Raw genomic sequence first — 16,618 nt, 5'->3', positions numbered from 1 at the left:
AACCCAAGATGCATAACCCCTGCGCAATCATTCCGGTCTACAACCACGAAACCGCGATCACTACCGTGGTCGACGCAGTGATCGCAAGCAACTTGCCGTGCATTCTGGTGGATGACGCCAGTGATCAATCCTGCGCGGCGGTGCTCGATCAACTGGCCCGGCGCGAGATGGTTTACCTGATCCGCCTCGCCGCCAATCAGGGCAAGGGCGGCGCGGTCATGACCGGCCTGCGTGAAGCCTCGCGCCTGGGTTTCAGCCATGCCCTGCAGGTCGATGCAGACGGTCAGCACGACCTGCAAGACGTCGCGACGTTCATCGAACAATCACGCGCCCACCCGCGTGCGGTGATTTGCGGCTATCCGCAGTACGACGCCAGCGTGCCGAAAGGTCGCCTGTACGCCCGCTACCTGACGCACGTGATGGTCTGGATCAACACGTTGTCACTGCAGATTCGCGACTCCATGTGCGGCTTCCGCGTCTATCCATTGCCGCCGACCCTGGCGTTGATCGACTCGGCGAAGATCGGCAAGCGCATGGATTTCGACTCGGACATTCTGGTGCGCCTGGCCTGGCGCAATCAGCCGATGGAGTGGCTGCCCACCAAGGTGCATTACCCGCTGGACGGCGTCTCACACTTCCGCATGTTCCACGACAATGTGCTGATTTCGAGCATGCACACCCGGCTGTTCTTCGGCATGTTGCTGCGGGCCCCGGTGATCCTCTGGCGACGGTGGCGAGCATGAGCAGCAACGCAGACAAAGAACACTGGGCCGACCGCCAGGAGCGCGGCAGTTTCTGGCTGATGAAGCTCACCGCGTTCGGTGCCAAAGTACTCGGCCGCCGACTGTTGAGTCCGCTGCTGTACGGCATCGTGTTGTACTTTTTCCTGTTCGGCCGCAGCGCCCGCAAAAGCGCCTGGCAATACCAGCAACGTCTCGCTGACTGGAGCGCTCGCAGCGAATTGCGCCCGAGCCACTGGCGGGTGTTCGGCCAGTTCATGGCCTTCGCCGACTCCATGCTCGACAAGCTCGACGTATGGAACGGCAAACTGAGCATCGAACAGATCGAAATCATCGACCCGGCGTTGCTGCGCAATCAGCTGCGTGGCAGCCGCGGGCAATTGCTGGTGGGCGCCCACCTGGGCAACCTCGAAGTCTGCCGTGCGCTGGCGGAGATCGGCGAAAAGGTCACCATGAACGTGCTGGTGCACACCAAGCACGCCGAGCAGTTCAACCGTTTGCTCGGTGAAGCCGGTGCGACCAATCTGCGGCTGATTCAGGTCAGCGAACTGGACCCGGTGATCATGCTGCAACTGCACGAGCGCCTGGAACGCGGCGAGTGGCTGGCGATCGCCGGTGACCGCGTGCCGTTGCACGGCGGGCGCAGCGTGACCGTGGATTTCCTTGGCCATCCGGCGAAGTTTCCGCAAGGGCCATGGCTGCTGGCAGGGCTGTTGAAATGCCCGGTCAACCTGCTGCTGTGCCTGAAGAAGCCCGACGGCGATTACCGACTGACCCTCGAGCCCTTCGCCGATGCGATCACCTGGAAGCGCAGCGACCGCGAACAGGTCATTCATCAGTGGGCTTCCCGCTACGCCGAACGCTTGGGTCACTATTGCCTTGAAGCCCCTCAACAATGGTTCAACTTTTACCCTTTCTGGAAGACCGATGACGACGCCAACGCTTGAGCCGGTAACCTTCGGCGAACTCCCTTTGCGCATCGAAGACGTGCTGGCCCTGGCCAACCGTCAGGTGCCGACGCAGTTGCAGGATGACCCTGCGTACCGCGAGCGTATCGCCAAGGGCGCGCGATTCCTCGATTCCCTGTTGGACAAGGAAGGCGTGATTTATGGCGTGACCACCGGTTACGGCGATTCCTGCGTGGTCGCGGTGCCGCTGCATCACGTTGAGGCGTTGCCGCGTCATCTGTATACGTTCCACGGTTGCGGGCTGGGCAAACTGCTCGACGCCCAGGCCACGCGAGCGGTGCTCGCGGCGCGTTTGCAGTCGCTGTGCCACGGCGTTTCCGGGGTGCGCGTGGAATTGCTGGAACGCCTGCAAGCGTTCCTCGAACACGACATCCTGCCGCTGATCCCGGAAGAGGGCTCGGTGGGCGCCAGCGGTGATCTGACGCCCCTGTCCTATGTCGCCGCAACCTTGTCCGGCGAGCGTGAAGTGATGTTCCGTGGCGAACGCCGCCAGGCTGCCGACGTGCACCGCGAGCTCGGCTGGGAGCCGCTGGTTCTGCGTCCGAAAGAAGCGCTGGCACTGATGAACGGCACCGCCGTGATGACTGGCCTCGCCTGCCTGGCCTACGCCCGCGCCGATTACCTGCTGCAACTGGCGACCCGCATCACCGCGCTGAACGTGGTCGCGCTGCAAGGCAACCCGGAACACTTCGACGAACGCCTGTTCGCCGCCAAACCGCATCCGGGGCAAATGCAAGTCGCCGCGTGGCTGCGCAAGGATCTGGCGATCGACGCGCCGACCGCGCCACTGCATCGTCTGCAGGATCGCTATTCCCTGCGTTGCGCCCCCCACGTCCTCGGCGTGTTGGCCGACAGCCTGAACTGGCTGCGTTCGTTCATCGAGATCGAACTCAACAGCGCCAACGACAACCCGATCATCGACGCCGAAGCCGAGCGAGTGCTGCACGGTGGGCATTTCTACGGCGGCCACATCGCGTTCGCCATGGACAGCCTGAAAAACCTGGTGGCCAACGTCGCCGACCTGCTCGATCGTCAGCTCGCACTGCTGGTGGACGAGCGTTACAACCATGGCTTGCCGAGCAATCTGTCCGGCGCCACGGCGGATCGCGCCATGCTCAACCACGGCTTCAAAGCCGTGCAGATCGGCACCAGCGCCTGGACCGCCGAAGCGCTGAAAAACACCATGCCGGCCAGCGTGTTCTCGCGCTCCACCGAATGCCACAACCAGGACAAGGTGAGCATGGGCACCATCGCCGCCCGCGATGCGATTCGTGTGCTGGAGCTGACCGAACAGGTCGCCGCCGCCACGCTGCTCGCCGCCAATCAGGGCGTGTGGCTGCGTAGCAAAGCCGAGGACGCCCGCCCTTTGCCACCGGCCCTCGCCACCATGCACCAAGAGCTGGCCAAGGACTTCCCGCCGGTCATCGAAGACCGCGCACTGGAAGGTGAATTGCGCCTGTGCCTGAAACGGATTGCCGAACAACACTGGAGGCTGCATGCGTAGCAAGGGAGTGCTTCACACCGATACGGAAATCCTCGTGCCGTTCTTTGACGTCGACACCATGAACGTCGTCTGGCACGGCCATTACGTCAAATACCTGGAAATCGCTCGTTGCGCGCTGCTGGACAAGCTCGGCCACAACTACGACGCCATGGTCGCGTCGGGTTACGCCTGGCCGGTGATCGACCTGCAATTGCGCTACGTGCGCGGCGCCGTGTTCGGCCAGAAGCTGAACGTGCGGGCGAATCTGGTGGAGTGGGAGAACCGGTTGAAGATCAATTACCTGATCAGCGATCTGGAAACCGGTGAACGTTTGACCCGGGCCAGTTCCGTACAGGTCGCCGTCGACATGAGCAGCCGTGAGATGCAACTGGCCTCGCCCAAGATCTTCACCGATGCCGTCGAGAGGGCCTTGCCATGATTTTCTGCCCCCGCCGTTCCCCTGTGGGAGTGGGCTTGCCCGCGATGGTCGTTAACGATAACGCTGGGCACCTGAAACCCCGCGGCGCTCTCAGGCTTTTCGCGAGCAAGCTCGCTCCTACAGTGTTCTGCGTGTTATTGGGCATTCCAGGGCTGGCCAACGCCTTCGATCTGCAACAACTCAGCGATCAACTGGCCAGACCCGATGTGATCCACGGCCACTTCATCCAGGAAAAACACCTGCGCGCCCTGCCCCAGCCGCTGACCAGCAAGGGCACCTTCGTTCTTGCGAAAAACCACGGCCTGCTCTGGCTGCTGAAAACGCCGCTGCAACAGGATTACCGCATCACCGCCAAAGGCATTGCGCGGCGTGACGCCAGCGGGTGGCAGATGTTGCCAAGCAAGAGTGCCGGTGCCGAGCAGAACCGCTTGTTCCTCGCCGTGCTGCAAGGTGACAGCAGCGGCCTGCAACGGGACTTCGAACTGTCCCTGAGCGGCGATGCACAGAACTGGAAACTGACCTTGATCCCGCGCTCGCTGCTGCTCAAGCAGGTGTTCAATCAGATCAACATTGCCGGCGGCGAACTGGTGCACAGCATCGAGTTGCTGGAAACCCAGGGCGACAGCACCCTGTTGCACATGCAGGACAGCACCAGCACCCAACCCTTGAGCGACGCGGAGCAACATGACTTTGCCGAGTGAACGCGCGCTTCCACGCCTGTTTTTGATCCTGCTGCTGGCCGTGCTTGCGCTCGCCGGTTGGCAATGGCGCGACGGCGCACCGCTGTCGGCCAACCTGATGGAACTGGTGCCGGGCACGGCACCGGACGCGCTGGAACTGCGCGCCGAACAACGCATGCAAGAACCGCTGAACCGCGAAATGCTGGTGCTGGTCGGTCACCAGGATCGTCAGCAAGCCGTCGCCATGGCGCAGAAACTGGGCGAGCAGTGGCAAGCCAGCGGTTTGTTCGAAAAAGTCCAATGGACCCTGCAAGCCGACTTGCCAGCGCTGCGCACGCAATTGCTGCAAGGTCGCCTGGCGATGCTTTCGGCAACGGACCGACAGCAACTGATCGAGCACCCCGACGCGTTCATTCAGCAACGGGTGCAAGCGCTGTTCGACCCGTTCACCGGTTTCAGCCTGGTGCCGAGCCAGGACGACTGGCTGGGCCTGACCGGGCGCATTCAGAACAGCCAGCCGCAACACGGCTCGGTACAACTGGATATCGGCAGCGGCGCGCTGGTCGCCGATGCCGACGGCAAGAGCTGGGTGTTGCTGCGGGCGCGCACCACCGGCAATGCCTTTGACATGAACCTGCCGCTGCAAGTGGCCGAACTGCTCAAGCACAGCCGCGAAGAAGCGGCCCAGAGCGATGTGCAACTGCTGGCCGCCAGCGGTTTGCTCTACGCAGCCGCCGGTCAACAACAAGCCACCCGGGAAATGACCTGGGTGGGCGGCGGCGCCACCGTCGGCATTCTGTTGCTGTTGCTGCTGGCCTTCCGTCGGTTGCGGGTGTTGCTGGCGTTTGTCCCGGTGCTGGTGGGCATGCTGTTCGGCGCGGTGGCGTGTGTGGCGCTGTTCGGCCATATGCATGTGATGACACTGGTGCTCGGCTCCAGCCTGATCGGCGTCGCGGTCGATTACCCGCTGCACTATTTGTCCAAGAGCTGGAGCCTGAAACCCTGGCACAGCTGGCCGGCGTTGCGCCTGACATTGCCGGGCCTGACGCTGAGCCTGATCACCAGTTGCATCGGTTACCTCGCGCTGGCCTGGACGCCGTTCCCGGCCCTGACCCAGATCGCCGTGTTCTCCGCCGCCGGCCTGCTCGGCGCGTACCTGTCCGCCGTGTGCCTGCTGCCCGCGCTGCTCAAGGGTGTGGATTTGCGCCCGGCGCAGTGGCCTCTGCGGGTGTCCGAATATTTGCTGGATCGTCGTGAAGCACTGCTCAGGATTACGCGAACGCCGGTGCTACTGGCGCTGCTGATCGCCTTTTGCGTGGGTGGCCTGTTGCAGCTCGACAGCAAAAACGACATTCGCCAATGGGTCGGCGCGCCGCAGCAACTGACTGACGAAGCCCAGACCATCGCACGCATCACCGGCTACCAACCCACCAGCCAGTTCTTCCTGGTGCGGGCCGCCAATCAGCAAGAACTGCTCGAACGCCAAACCGCGCTGAGCGAGCGGCTGGATCAGTTGGTCAACCTGGACAAACTCCAGGGCTACCTGTCGCTCAATCAACTGGTTAGTCAGCCCCGCGAGCAAGATCAGGTACGCGAAGCGCTGAACAAGTTGCCGCCATTCTGGCAACCGCTACTCGACGTCGGCGTGCCGCTTGAAGCACTGAAAGCCGAGCTGGCGAAGTTGCAGGCATTGCCTGTTGAAGACATCGACAGCGCGCTGACCGGTCCGTTGGCCGAGCCCTATCGCACACTGTGGCTGGGCCCGACCGAGGACGGCGTGGCGGCGGTGGTCAGTCTGCAAGGCCTGAACAACCCCGCGCTGCTTCGGGTGCAAGCGCTGGATTTGCCGGGCGTGGAACTGGTGGATCGCCTGGGTGAATTGAACAAGGTTTTCGCCGAGACGCAGATCAGCGCCGCTGAACTGAAACTCGCCTCCTGCGTGCTGATCGTGCTGGTGTTGATTCTGCCGTTCAGCCTCGGCGGCGCGCTGCGAATCGTCTCGCTGCCGCTGCTGGCGGCGGTGTGCAGCCTTGCCAGTCTCGGCTGGCTCGGACAGCCGCTGACGTTGTTCAGCCTGTTCGGCCTGCTGCTGGTGACGGCGATCAGCGTCGATTACGCGATCCTCATGCGCGAACAGGTCGGCGGTGCCGCCGTGAGCCTGCTGGGCACCTTGCTGGCGGCGCTGACCACCTGGCTGTCGTTCGGTTTGCTGGCGGTGTCCAGTACACCGGCGGTGAGCAACTTCGGATTGTCGGTGAGCCTGGGCCTGGCGTTCAGCTTCCTGCTCGCGCCGTGGGCCGGGCGACAAGTCCATGCGACCCGCGTCGCGGAGTCGGCAGCGTGATGGTCGTCCTGTTCTGGGTGATGGCCCTGGCGCTGTTCGCCGTGGCCACGCGGGTCGGTCGTCATTTCGGCATGATCCCGATCGTCAGCCAGCTACTGCTGGCCACCGTCGTTCTGCCACTGCTGATGTACTTCTGGATCGAACCCCACTGGCAGTTGAGCGGCGCAACGCTGGTCGCACCGATCTGGCTGAAAAACCTCTACAGCCTGAGTTTCGCGCTATTGCTGGGCTACATCCTCAGCGACGTGATCGATCTGCGACTCGATCGCCAGAGCCTGAAAATCGCCCTGCCGAGTTTCTGCGTGCCGTTTGCCTGCGGCCTCGCCACCGCGATCTGGTGGCTGCCGCCACAGCCATGGATCAGTTCGCTGGCGGTGGGCTTGCTGTTCGCCATCACCGCGATCCCGGTGTTGTATCTGTACTTACGGCATATCGGTTACCCGTCCAGCGCCACCCGGCGACTGGTGCAGACCGCGATCCTGATCGATCTCATCTGCTGGACGCTGTTCGCCATTGCCCAAGGCAGCCTGCACCTGAGCAGTCTGCTGCTGCCCCTGGCCTGCGCGTGTGTGCCCTTGCTGCTGCGGGTTCTCGGCCTGCGCCAGCCTCGACTGTACAGCGGTTGTTTCTTCGCGCTGCTGGTGGTGGCCGAGCACTACAAACTCAATGCGCTGATTGTCGGCATCGGTTATCTGCTGTGCATGGCCGCGCTAAAGGTGCCGCTGGTGTTGCCGGTGCCGGCGATCTGGATGAATCGCTTGCAGACCTGGATCGCGATCCCGCTGATCCTCACGTTCGGTATCGTGCAGATCAATGTCCACAGCGCCATGGACAGCCTTGGCTGGGCGCAACTGGCCGCACTGTTGCTGTTGCCGATTGCCAGCAAACTGCTGGGCAACTGGCTGGGTCTCGGCTGGGCCGGCGCCTCGTTCGCCGGCGCCAGTCGCTGGCGCGAAAGTGTGCTGCTGAATATTCGCGGCTTGAGTGAGATCGTCTTTCTCAACCTGCTGCTGCAACAACAGCTCATCAGCCCGCCGCTGTACTTCGCGTTGATGTTGATGGGCCTGATCGCGACACTGCTGCCGGCATTGGTCGGCATGCATCGAATCCCCTTGAAAGCTGCCGTCCCGGCAAGGAGCCCCCATGCCAATCGTTGAAATGGAACGTCGTCAGGTAGTAATCATCGGCGCCGGCCCGTCGGGCGCCATTGCCGCCGCGCTGCTCAAGCGCAAAGGACATGACGTCCTGGTGATTGAGCGCCAGCATTTCCCAAGGTTTTCCATCGGCGAAAGCCTGCTGTCGCACTGCCTGGATTTCGTCGAGGAAGCGGGCATGCTCGATGCCGTCAACGCAGCCGGTTTCCAGATGAAGAACGGTGCCGCATTTGCCTGGGGCGAGCGCTATAGCGCTTTCGATTTCGGCGACACGTTCAGCCACGGCAAGCCGACCACCTTCCAGGTCCAGCGCGCCGACTTCGACAAGCTGCTGGCCGATCAGGCCGCGTTGCAGGGCGTCGAAATCCGCTACGGCGAAGCCATCATCAGCGTCGATGTCGACCGGGCGAAACCGCAGCTCGGCGTGCGCCGTGAAGACGGCAGCGAGTACGCTATCGAAGCTGACTTCATGCTCGATGCCAGCGGTTACGGTCGTGTCCTGCCCCGCTTGCTCGACCTTGAAGCACCGTCGAACTTTCCCGTACGCCAAGCCGTGTTCACGCACATCGAAGACCATATCGACAGCCCGACATTCGAACGGGAAAAGATCCTCATCACCACCCACCCGACCCAGCGCGATATCTGGTTCTGGACCATTCCGTTCAGCAACGGCCGTTGCTCGGTGGGTGTTGTCGCGGCAGCCGAACACTATGAAGGCCGCGTGGACAATCTGGACGCGTGCCTGCGTGGGTTCATCGCTGAAACCCCAAGCCTGTCCGGCGTGCTGAAAAACGCCGTGTGGGATACGCCGGCGCGCACCATCGGCGGCTACTCGGCCAACGTCAAAACCCTGCACGGCCCTGGTTTTGCACTGCTCGGCAACGCCGCGGAATTCCTCGACCCGGTGTTTTCCTCCGGCGTGACCATCGCCATGCGCTCGGCGAGCATGGCCGCCGGTGTTCTGCACCGTCAGTTGCAGGGGGAGAGCGTCGACTGGCAGACCGAGTTCGCCGAACCGCTCAAGCGTGGCGTCGATACGTTCCGTTGCTATGTCGAAGGCTGGTACGCCGGGACCTTCCAGGATGTGATTTATCACGAGGGCGGTTCTGAGGATATTCGCCGGATGATCAGCTCGATCCTGGCCGGTTATGCGTGGGACGAGCGTAATCCGTTCGTCAGCGAAGCCAAGCGCCGGTTGCGCATGCTCTCGGAAATTTGCGCGAGTGCTGCCTCTTGAGCTACTTGAGCGAAAACTACGTCGAAGAGACCCGGTTCGGTTTCTGGTTCCTGCGCAGTCACACCTGGCAGCACCATGTGTTGCGCGTCGCGATCAATGACCTGCGCGGCCTGTTCAGCGAACCGTTGCCAGGCAACCCGGTATTGCTTGATGCCGGATGCGGTCAGGGCAAGTCGTTCCAGTACCTGCGCGAGACCTTTGCGCCACAGCGCCTGATCGGCGTGGACGCCGACCCGCACAGCCTCGAGTTGAGCGGTGAAGAAGCCGCGCGCCAAGGCATGGACGTGGAGTTGATCGGCAGCGACTGCGCCACGCTTGCCGTGCCGGATGCCAGTGTCGATCTGTTGTTCTGTCACCAGACCTTCCACCATCTGGTGGAACAGGAAAAGGCACTGGCCGAGTTCTACCGTGTGCTCAAGCCCGGTGGTTATCTGCTGTTCGCCGAATCCACCGAGGCTTACATTGATACCTGGGTGATTCGCTGGTTGTTCCGCCATCCGATGCACGTGCAAAAGAGCGCCGCCGAGTACCTTGAAATGATTCGTCGCCAAGGGTTCGAATTCAGCGCGCAAAATGTGTCTTATCCATACTTGTGGTGGAGTCGCGCCAAGGATTTCGGCCTGCTTGAACGCTTTGGTCTGCGCCAGCCAAAACCTGTTGGCCAACGGGAAGAAACCCTGGTCAATGTGGTGGCGCGCAAACCGCTTGAAGGTGCTGTGTAATGTTTAGTGCAACTCAAACTTGTGGGAGCGGGCTTGCTCGCGAAAGCGGTGGGTCAGCCAACATAAATGTTGAATGCAAGGCCGCCTTCGCGAGCAAGCCCGTTCCCACAAGGTCTGCGGTGATGCTGAGACTTTTGCTGCTCGGCGCGGTCCTGCTACTGACCGCCTGCACCAGCCACGCGCCGTTGCCCGAGCAAACCCCGAACCTGCCGTTGCCACAGCAACTGCACATCCAACGTTTGCTGGACGGCCAGCGTCAGGATTGGGTATTGGTGATTGCCCGTGAAGGCCCGGGTATTCGCTGGTCGATGATGGACTTGCTGGGCATTCCACAGGCACGCCAGAAACTGATCGACGGCAAATGGCAGGCCGACGGCTTGCTGCCACCGAATCCGGAAGCCCGTGAATTGTTCGCCGCGTTGCTGTTTGCGCTCACACCCAAAGATGAATTGCAGGGCAACTATCCCGGAGCCTGGCAGCATGGCGCACAACGCTTCCTGCCGTCGCACTGGGAAGTCCGTTACTCACAACCGTTGAGCTTTGAATTGAACCTGCCCAAAGGTCCGAAGTATCTAGTCACGCCCCTGTCCGGTGAGACGCCATGACCGCTTACCTCAATGCCCTCGGGGTGATCTGCGCCTTGGGCCGTAACAAGCAGGAAGTCGCGCGCAATCTGTTTGCCGGTGACTGCTCTGGCATGCGCAGCGAAGCCGGCTGGGTGCCGGAGCGCTCGTTGCCGGTAGCCGCGGTGCGCGGCGAACTGGCGCCGATCCCGGCGCAACTGGCGAAGCAAAGCAGCCGCAACAACCAATTGCTGCTGGAAGCGGCGCTGCAAATTCACGACGACATCGATCAAGCGATCCAGACGTACGGCCGCGACCGCATCGGCGTGATCCTCGGCACCAGCACGTCCGGCATCGATGAAGCCAGTCGCGGGCTGGCTCATTACATCCGCGAGCATCAGTTTCCGGCCGAATACGACTATCAGCAACAGGAACTCGGCGCGCCGGCGAATTTTCTCGCCGACTGGCTGCAACTCAGTGGCCCGGCCTATGTGATTTCCACCGCCTGCACCTCCAGCGCCCGGGCGCTGATGAGTGCCCAACGCCTGCTGGATCTGGGCTTGTGCGACGCGGTGCTGTGCGGCGGCGTCGACACGTTGTGCAAACTGACCCTCAACGGTTTCTCGGCGCTGGAAGCCGTCAGCGAACAACGCTGCAACCCGTTCTCGGTGAATCGCAACGGCATCAACATCGGCGAAGCCGCCGTGCTGTTCCTGATGACTAAAGTGGCTGGCGACAAACCGTCGATTGCTCTGTTGAGCAGTGGGGCCAGCTCCGATGCGCACCACATTTCCGCTCCGGAACCGACCGGCCGTGGCGCCCTGCAGGCGATGCGCAAAGCCTTGGTCCGGGCGAACCTGCAATCTGAACAGGTCGGTTACCTGAACCTGCACGGCACCGCCACCCAGCACAACGACGCCATGGAAAGCCTGGCGGTGTCGGCATTGTTCCCGGCCGGCGTACCCTGCTCATCGACCAAACCGATGACCGGTCACACCCTCGGTGCGGCCGGCGCGCTGGAGGCGGCGTTCTGCTGGTTGAGCCTGAGCGCTGACAATCAACACCATGCGTTGCCGCCACATGTCTGGGACGGCCAGCCCGACCCCGGACTGCCGGCCCTGAATTGGGTGACCCCGGCCGATCGCCTGGCGTCCATTGCACCTCGCTACCTGATGAGCAATTCCTTTGCCTTCGGGGGCAACAACGTCAGCCTGATTATCGGAGACGCCCCATGATTGACTGGCCGCTCGCCGAACTGCTGCCGCACGCTGGCGACATGATCCTGATCGATCAGATCCTGGCGTTCGATGACGAGCAGATTCACACCCGCCTCACCGTCAAGCCCGATGGCCTGTTCAACCGGCCCGATGGCAGCCTGCCGGCGTGGGTCGGCATCGAATTGATGGCGCAGAGCGTGGCCGCCTTCGCCGGTTGCCATGCGCGCCAGCGGGGTGATGCGGTTGAGCTGGGCTTCCTGCTCGGCACCCGTAAATTTGAATGCAATGTCGAACATTTTCCCGTCGGCACCGAGCTGACCATCCACGGGCTGCGTTCGCTGGAAGACGACAACGGCATGGGCGTGTTCGAATGCCACATCAACGCCCCCGGCATTCACGCTACCGCTCGTCTGAACGTGTTCCGCCCGCCTCAGGCCGCTCAATACCTTCATGAATCCCAAGGAGCCAGCCATGACTGAATCCGTACTGGTCACCGGTTCCAGCCGTGGCATCGGCCGCGCTATTGCGTTGCGTCTGGCCCAGGCCGGGCATGACATCGTGCTGCACTGCCGCAGCGGGCTTGCGGAGGCAGAGGCCGTGAAGGTCGAGGTCGAAGCCTTGGGCCGCACCGCGCGCATCCTGCAATTCGATGTGTCCGACCGCGCCAGTTGCAAGGCCATTCTCGAAGCCGACGTGGAAAGCCACGGCGCCTATTACGGCGTGGTGCTGAACGCCGGCCTCACCCGCGACGGTGCTTTTCCTGCGCTGAGCGAGGATGATTGGGATGTGGTGATGCGCACCAACCTCGACGGTTTCTACAACGTGCTGCACCCGGTAATGATGCCGATGATCCGTCGCCGCGCAGCCGGGCGAATTGTCTGTATCACTTCGGTTTCGGGGTTGATCGGCAATCGCGGACAGGTCAATTACAGCGCCTCCAAGGCCGGTTTGATCGGTGCGGCGAAGGCGTTGGCGATCGAACTGGGCAAGCGCAAAATCACCGTCAACTGTGTCGCACCCGGCCTGATCGACACAGCCATGCTCGACGAAAACGTACCGGTGGAAGAACTGATGAAAATGATTCCCGCACAACGCATGGGCACCCCGGAAGAGGTGGCCGGCGCGGTGAATTTCCTGATGTCGGCGGAAGCGTCGTACATCACCCGGCAGGTTCTGGCCGTCAACGGAGGCCTGTGCTGATGAAGCGCGTCGTCGTCACCGGCATGGCCGGCATCACCTCATTGGGCAGCGACTGGAAAACCATCGCCGCCAACTTCGCGGCCAACCGCAGCGGCATCCGCCGGATGGACGAGTGGGATCGCTTTACCGAACTCAACACGCGCCTGGCCGGGCCCATCGATGACTTCAAGGTGCCGAGCCACTGGACCCGCAAGCAACTGCGCAGCATGGGCCGGGTTTCGCGCCTGGCCGTCGGCGCGGCGGAGCAGGCCTTGGCCGATGCGGGTTTGCTCGGTGACGAGTCGATCAAGGACGGCCGCATGGGTGTCGCCTGCGGTTCCTCCACGGGCAGCACCGACGAGATCAAGGCGTTTGGCAACATGCTGCTCAACTCCGTGGCCGAAGGCCTGAACGCCAACTCCTACGTGCGCATGATGCCGCACACCACGGCGGCGAACATCAGCATCTTCTTCGGCCTCACCGGCCGGCTGATCCCGACCTCCAGCGCCTGCACCAGCGGCAGTCAGGGCATCGGTTATGCCTACGAATCGATCAAGTTCGGCCGTCTGCCCTTGATGCTTGCCGGCGGCGCCGAAGAGCTGTGCCCCACCGAAGCCATGGTCTTCGACGCGCTATACGCCACCAGCCTGAAAAACGACGCGCCGCAGACGTCCCCACGCCCCTACGACAGCGGTCGCGATGGGCTGGTGATCGGTGAAGGCGGCGGCATGCTGGTGCTTGAAGAGCTGGAACACGCGCTGGCTCGCGGCGCGCATATTCACGCTGAACTGGTCGGTTTCGGCAGCAACGCCGACGGCCAGCACACCACGCGTCCGGAACAAGCCACCATGCGCCGGGCCATGGAACTGGCGTTGGAAGACGCCGGGTTGCAGCCGTCGGACATTGGCTACGTCAATGGTCACGGCACGGCGACCGAACAGGGCGACATCGCCGAAACACTGGCGACCAGCAGTTTGTTTGGCGAACACATGCCGATCAGTTCGCAGAAGAGTTTTCTCGGCCACACCCTTGGTGCGTGCGGTGCACTGGAGTCCTGGTTCAGCATCGAAATGATGAACAGCGACCTGTACGCGCACACCTTCAATCTTGATGAGGTTGATCCGCATTGCGGCAAGCTTGATTACCTGCGCGGTGAGTTTCGGCAGATGAGTAATCAGTATGTGATGAACAATAATTTTGCGTTTGGTGGGGTTAATACTTCGCTGATTTTCAAGCGTTGGTCGTAATCGAAGCAATGCACGCCAGCGAGTAACCTGTGGCGAGGGAGCAAGCTCCCTCGCCACAATAGCGCCGTCTCAAACAGGTCGGTTTGGCATTGCCCGTCCCGCTATGGCGTCGGTAACTGCACACGTTTTTGGTGAACTTGCGGACGCTTTCGCGGGCAAGCCCGCTCCCACAGGGTTCGGTAGTGTCCTGGAGATTGTGTTAACACCGCAGAAACTGTGGGAGCGGGCTTGCCCGCGATTGACTGCTACGCAGTCACGCTTTCAGCGGCTCAACCTTACGCGTCAACAACTCCACAAACGCCTTGGCCATCGGCGATTTCTGATCCTTGCGCTGCACCAGCCACACAGCCGATACCGCCTCAGGATCGAGCAGCGGCCGATAGACCACGCCATCAATCCGCATCCGCTGATAAGACGCCGGCAACACCGACACCCCCAACCCCGCCGCCACCAGACCGATGATCGTCATGGCCTCACCCGCCTCTTGCGCAAAATGCGGGCTGAAACCGGCGTCCCGCGCCAGGCTCAACAACTGCGCGTACAAACCACTGCCATAACTGCGCGGGAAAAACACGAAGGGTTCGAGGGCCAATGCCCACAGAAACAATCCCGCCTCACTGTCCTGCACCAATGGATGCTTGGAACTGAGCACCGCCACCAGCGGTTCGCGCATCAGCTCCACCACGCTGAGCGAGTCCGGTAACCCCAACGGCCGCATGATCCCGACTTCAATCGACTCGTCCACCAGCGCCTCGGCCACTTGGGTGCTGCTCATTTCCCGCAGGTTCAAATGCACCGCTGGGAAACGCTGGCGAAACGAAAAAATCGCCTGAGGAATGGTCGAGTTGAACGGTGCCGACGAAGTGAAGCCAATCTTCAATTCACCCAGCTCACCCAGCTGCGCCCTTCGCGCCACATCGGCCGCTTTGTCGACCTGCGCCAGCACCAGACGCGCCTCCTCCAGAAACAGCCGGCCGGCCTCGCTCAGCTCGACCCGACGATTGGTTCGCTCGAACAACCGCGCGCCGACCTCCTGCTCCAGCGCCTGAATCTGCTGACTCAGCGGCGGTTGCGAGATGCCCAGCATCTGAGCGGCACGGCCGAAATGCAGTTCTTCGGCGACGGCGATGAAGTAGCGCAGGTGGCGCAATTCCATGAAAACTCCATTAGGTCGTAAAACATCTTAAACAGGTCGAACAATATATTGGATTGAATCATTAGGCAGCTATATGCTTTTTTCATTGCCTGACCGGCTGCCTGCCCCGAGGTCCGAAGTGAAAACTGCTGTCGCCCCACTCGCCCATGAAGTTCCGCCCGCCGCGCTGGACGATGCCGTTGCCGAGCTCAAGGAAATCTACATCGAAAAAGGCACGCCGATGTTCATGCGCACGGTGCTGGCCTTGTTCTCCGGCGGCTTCGCGACCTTCGCGCTGCTCTACTGCGTGCAACCGATGATGCCGCTGCTGTCCCACGAATATTCCATTAACGCGGCGCAGAGCAGTCTGATTCTTTCAGTGGCCACTGGCATGCTCGCCATTGGTTTGCTGATCACCGGCCCGATCTCCGACCGTATCGGGCGCAAACCGGTGATGGTGGCGGCGCTGTTTGCCGCAGCGCTGTGCACCATCGCCAGTTCGATGATGCCGAGCTGGCACGGTGTGTTGCTGATGCGTGCGCTGATCGGTTTGTCGTTGAGCGGCCTGGCGGCGGTCGCGATGACGTACCTGAGCGAAGAGATCCATCCACAACACATCGGCTTGGCGATGGGCCTGTACATCGGCGGCAACGCGATCGGCGGGATGAGCGGACGCTTGATCACCGGGGTGTTGATCGACTTCGTCAGCTGGCACACCGCGATGCTGGTGATCGGCGGCCTGGCGCTGATCGCGGCGGCGGTGTTCTGGAAGATCCTTCCCGAATCGCGCAACTTCCGCGCCCGCTCGCTGCACCCGCGCAGCCTGCTCGACGGCTTCACCATGCATTTTCGCGATGCTGGCCTGCCGTTGTTGTTTCTCGAAGCCTTTGTACTGATGGGCGCGTTTGTCACGCTGTTCAACTACATCGGTTATCGCTTGCTCGCCGACCCGTATGACATGGACCAGGCCTTCGTCGGGCTGCTCTCGGTGGTGTACCTGTCGGGTATCTACAGCTCGGCGAAAATCGGTGCATTGGCGGACAAGCTTGGCCGACGCCAGGTGCTCTGGGCCACCATCGTGCTGATGCTCGCCGGCCTGGCCCTGACGATGTTCACGCCGCTGCCCATGGTGATCATCGGCATGCTGATTTTCACCTTCGGCTTCTTCGGCGCCCACTCGGTGGCGAGCAGCTGGATCGGCCGCCGCGCCACCAAAGCCAAGGGGCAGGCATCGTCGCTGTATTTGTTCAGCTACTACGCCGGGTCGAGCATTGCCGGCACGGCGGGTGGGGTGTTCTGGCATTTGGGCGGGTGGAACGGGATCGGGTTGTTTATTGGCGTGTTGCTGGTGGTGGCGTTGTTGATTGCGTTGAAGCTGGCGAAGTTGCCGCTGTTGCCGGGGGGTGCGTCGGTTTAGGTTGGACGGGGTACATATCCGTTTCTGTGGTAACGGCGGTTATTGGTTCCGCTTTTACAGCGGGTTACTTGGAAAAGCGCCAAGTAACCAAGC

At 62.0% G+C, this 16,618-nt stretch carries 16 protein-coding genes; 15 read left to right on the top strand and 1 reads right to left on the bottom strand.

Features of this window, described 5'->3' with window-relative positions:
* The first annotated feature begins 8 nt into the window (after positions 1-8).
* Genes J2Y86_RS20085 through J2Y86_RS20020 form a run of 14 tightly spaced genes read left to right on the top strand, consistent with a single transcriptional unit; the run spans position 9 to position 13,973 of the window.
* Positions 9-743 (top strand): glycosyltransferase family 2 protein, encoded by a 735-nt coding sequence (locus J2Y86_RS20085; RefSeq protein ID WP_253435327.1) that lies wholly within the window; start codon positions 9-11, stop codon positions 741-743.
* A complete protein-coding gene (locus J2Y86_RS20080; protein WP_253435324.1) occupies positions 740-1,687 on the top strand; it encodes an LpxL/LpxP family acyltransferase in 948 nt (315 codons plus the stop codon). The genes J2Y86_RS20085 and J2Y86_RS20080 overlap by 4 nt, the downstream gene beginning before the upstream one ends.
* Positions 1,668-3,212, top strand: a complete 1,545-nt coding sequence (locus J2Y86_RS20075; RefSeq protein ID WP_253435321.1) for an HAL/PAL/TAL family ammonia-lyase — start codon at positions 1,668-1,670, stop codon at positions 3,210-3,212. Before J2Y86_RS20080 ends, J2Y86_RS20075 begins: the two co-directional genes overlap by 20 nt.
* A complete protein-coding gene (locus J2Y86_RS20070) occupies positions 3,205-3,630 on the top strand; it encodes an acyl-CoA thioesterase (protein ID WP_253435319.1) in 426 nt (141 codons plus the stop codon). The genes J2Y86_RS20075 and J2Y86_RS20070 overlap by 8 nt, the downstream gene beginning before the upstream one ends.
* Complete coding sequence (locus tag J2Y86_RS20065; protein ID WP_253435316.1) at positions 3,627-4,331, top strand: outer membrane lipoprotein carrier protein LolA; 705 nt, start codon at positions 3,627-3,629, stop codon at positions 4,329-4,331. Before J2Y86_RS20070 ends, J2Y86_RS20065 begins: the two co-directional genes overlap by 4 nt.
* Entirely contained in the window at positions 4,315-6,654 is a 2,340-nt protein-coding gene (locus J2Y86_RS20060) for an MMPL family transporter (protein WP_253435312.1), read from the top strand. Before J2Y86_RS20065 ends, J2Y86_RS20060 begins: the two co-directional genes overlap by 17 nt.
* The gene (locus J2Y86_RS20055; protein ID WP_253440381.1) at positions 6,654-7,811 is read left to right on the top strand and encodes a sodium:proton antiporter; all 1,158 of its coding nucleotides are present in this window, start codon (positions 6,654-6,656) and stop codon (positions 7,809-7,811) included. Before J2Y86_RS20060 ends, J2Y86_RS20055 begins: the two co-directional genes overlap by 1 nt.
* Complete coding sequence (locus J2Y86_RS20050) at positions 7,798-9,045, top strand: NAD(P)/FAD-dependent oxidoreductase (protein ID WP_253435310.1); 1,248 nt, start codon at positions 7,798-7,800, stop codon at positions 9,043-9,045. The genes J2Y86_RS20055 and J2Y86_RS20050 overlap by 14 nt, the downstream gene beginning before the upstream one ends.
* Positions 9,042-9,767 carry a class I SAM-dependent methyltransferase gene (locus J2Y86_RS20045; RefSeq protein ID WP_253435308.1) on the top strand — a complete coding sequence of 242 codons (726 nt, stop codon included), beginning with the start codon at positions 9,042-9,044 and terminating at the stop codon, positions 9,765-9,767. The genes J2Y86_RS20050 and J2Y86_RS20045 overlap by 4 nt, the downstream gene beginning before the upstream one ends.
* Entirely contained in the window at positions 9,767-10,372 is a 606-nt protein-coding gene (locus tag J2Y86_RS20040; RefSeq protein WP_253435305.1) for a hypothetical protein, read from the top strand. The genes J2Y86_RS20045 and J2Y86_RS20040 overlap by 1 nt, the downstream gene beginning before the upstream one ends.
* The gene (locus J2Y86_RS20035) at positions 10,369-11,565 is read left to right on the top strand and encodes a beta-ketoacyl-[acyl-carrier-protein] synthase family protein (RefSeq protein WP_253435303.1); all 1,197 of its coding nucleotides are present in this window, start codon (positions 10,369-10,371) and stop codon (positions 11,563-11,565) included. Before J2Y86_RS20040 ends, J2Y86_RS20035 begins: the two co-directional genes overlap by 4 nt.
* Entirely contained in the window at positions 11,562-12,026 is a 465-nt protein-coding gene (locus tag J2Y86_RS20030; RefSeq protein WP_253435301.1) for a hotdog family protein, read from the top strand. The genes J2Y86_RS20035 and J2Y86_RS20030 overlap by 4 nt, the downstream gene beginning before the upstream one ends.
* Positions 12,019-12,747: a 3-oxoacyl-ACP reductase FabG gene (fabG, locus tag J2Y86_RS20025; RefSeq protein ID WP_253435298.1), complete on the top strand. Its 729-nt coding sequence runs from the start codon at positions 12,019-12,021 to the stop codon at positions 12,745-12,747. Before J2Y86_RS20030 ends, fabG begins: the two co-directional genes overlap by 8 nt.
* Positions 12,747-13,973, top strand: coding sequence for a beta-ketoacyl-ACP synthase (locus tag J2Y86_RS20020; protein WP_253435295.1), 1,227 nt, complete (start codon positions 12,747-12,749; stop codon positions 13,971-13,973). Before fabG ends, J2Y86_RS20020 begins: the two co-directional genes overlap by 1 nt.
* A gap of 253 nt (positions 13,974-14,226) precedes the next feature.
* On the opposite strand, the gene J2Y86_RS20015 is transcribed toward J2Y86_RS20020, so the two are convergent.
* The gene (locus J2Y86_RS20015; protein WP_253435293.1) at positions 14,227-15,129 is read right to left on the bottom strand and encodes a LysR family transcriptional regulator; all 903 of its coding nucleotides are present in this window, start codon (positions 15,127-15,129) and stop codon (positions 14,227-14,229) included.
* A 166-nt stretch (positions 15,130-15,295) separates the two neighbouring features.
* Between J2Y86_RS20015 and J2Y86_RS20010 the strand changes: the two genes are divergently transcribed.
* Positions 15,296-16,525 (top strand): MFS transporter, encoded by a 1,230-nt coding sequence (locus J2Y86_RS20010; protein ID WP_437180689.1) that lies wholly within the window; start codon positions 15,296-15,298, stop codon positions 16,523-16,525.
* Positions 16,526-16,618: the final 93 nt, after the last annotated feature.

This window comes from Pseudomonas migulae (assembly GCF_024169315.1).
Taxonomy (GTDB): Bacteria; Pseudomonadota; Gammaproteobacteria; order Pseudomonadales; family Pseudomonadaceae; genus Aquipseudomonas; species Aquipseudomonas migulae_B.
The sequence above is the reverse complement of the archived record's forward strand: the minus strand, read 5'-3'. Positions and strand labels throughout refer to the sequence as shown.

Excerpts from the sequence above, each read along its gene's own strand:
- J2Y86_RS20085 (WP_253435327.1), top strand. The coding sequence starts at position 9 with ATGCATAACCCCTGCGCAATCATTCCGGTCTACAACCACGAAACCGCG.
- J2Y86_RS20080 (WP_253435324.1), top strand. The coding sequence starts at position 740 with ATGAGCAGCAACGCAGACAAAGAACACTGGGCCGACCGCCAGGAGCGC.
- J2Y86_RS20075 (WP_253435321.1), top strand. The coding sequence starts at position 1,668 with ATGACGACGCCAACGCTTGAGCCGGTAACCTTCGGCGAACTCCCTTTG.
- J2Y86_RS20070 (WP_253435319.1), top strand. The coding sequence starts at position 3,205 with ATGCGTAGCAAGGGAGTGCTTCACACCGATACGGAAATCCTCGTGCCG.
- J2Y86_RS20065 (WP_253435316.1), top strand. The coding sequence starts at position 3,627 with ATGATTTTCTGCCCCCGCCGTTCCCCTGTGGGAGTGGGCTTGCCCGCG.
- J2Y86_RS20060 (WP_253435312.1), top strand. The coding sequence starts at position 4,315 with ATGACTTTGCCGAGTGAACGCGCGCTTCCACGCCTGTTTTTGATCCTG.
- J2Y86_RS20055 (WP_253440381.1), top strand. The coding sequence starts at position 6,654 with ATGGTCGTCCTGTTCTGGGTGATGGCCCTGGCGCTGTTCGCCGTGGCC.
- J2Y86_RS20050 (WP_253435310.1), top strand. The coding sequence starts at position 7,798 with ATGCCAATCGTTGAAATGGAACGTCGTCAGGTAGTAATCATCGGCGCC.
- J2Y86_RS20040 (WP_253435305.1), top strand. The coding sequence starts at position 9,767 with ATGTTTAGTGCAACTCAAACTTGTGGGAGCGGGCTTGCTCGCGAAAGC.
- J2Y86_RS20035 (WP_253435303.1), top strand. The coding sequence starts at position 10,369 with ATGACCGCTTACCTCAATGCCCTCGGGGTGATCTGCGCCTTGGGCCGT.
- J2Y86_RS20030 (WP_253435301.1), top strand. The coding sequence starts at position 11,562 with ATGATTGACTGGCCGCTCGCCGAACTGCTGCCGCACGCTGGCGACATG.
- fabG (WP_253435298.1), top strand. The coding sequence starts at position 12,019 with ATGACTGAATCCGTACTGGTCACCGGTTCCAGCCGTGGCATCGGCCGC.
- J2Y86_RS20020 (WP_253435295.1), top strand. The coding sequence starts at position 12,747 with ATGAAGCGCGTCGTCGTCACCGGCATGGCCGGCATCACCTCATTGGGC.
- J2Y86_RS20015 (WP_253435293.1), bottom strand. The coding sequence starts at position 15,129 with ATGGAATTGCGCCACCTGCGCTACTTCATCGCCGTCGCCGAAGAACTG.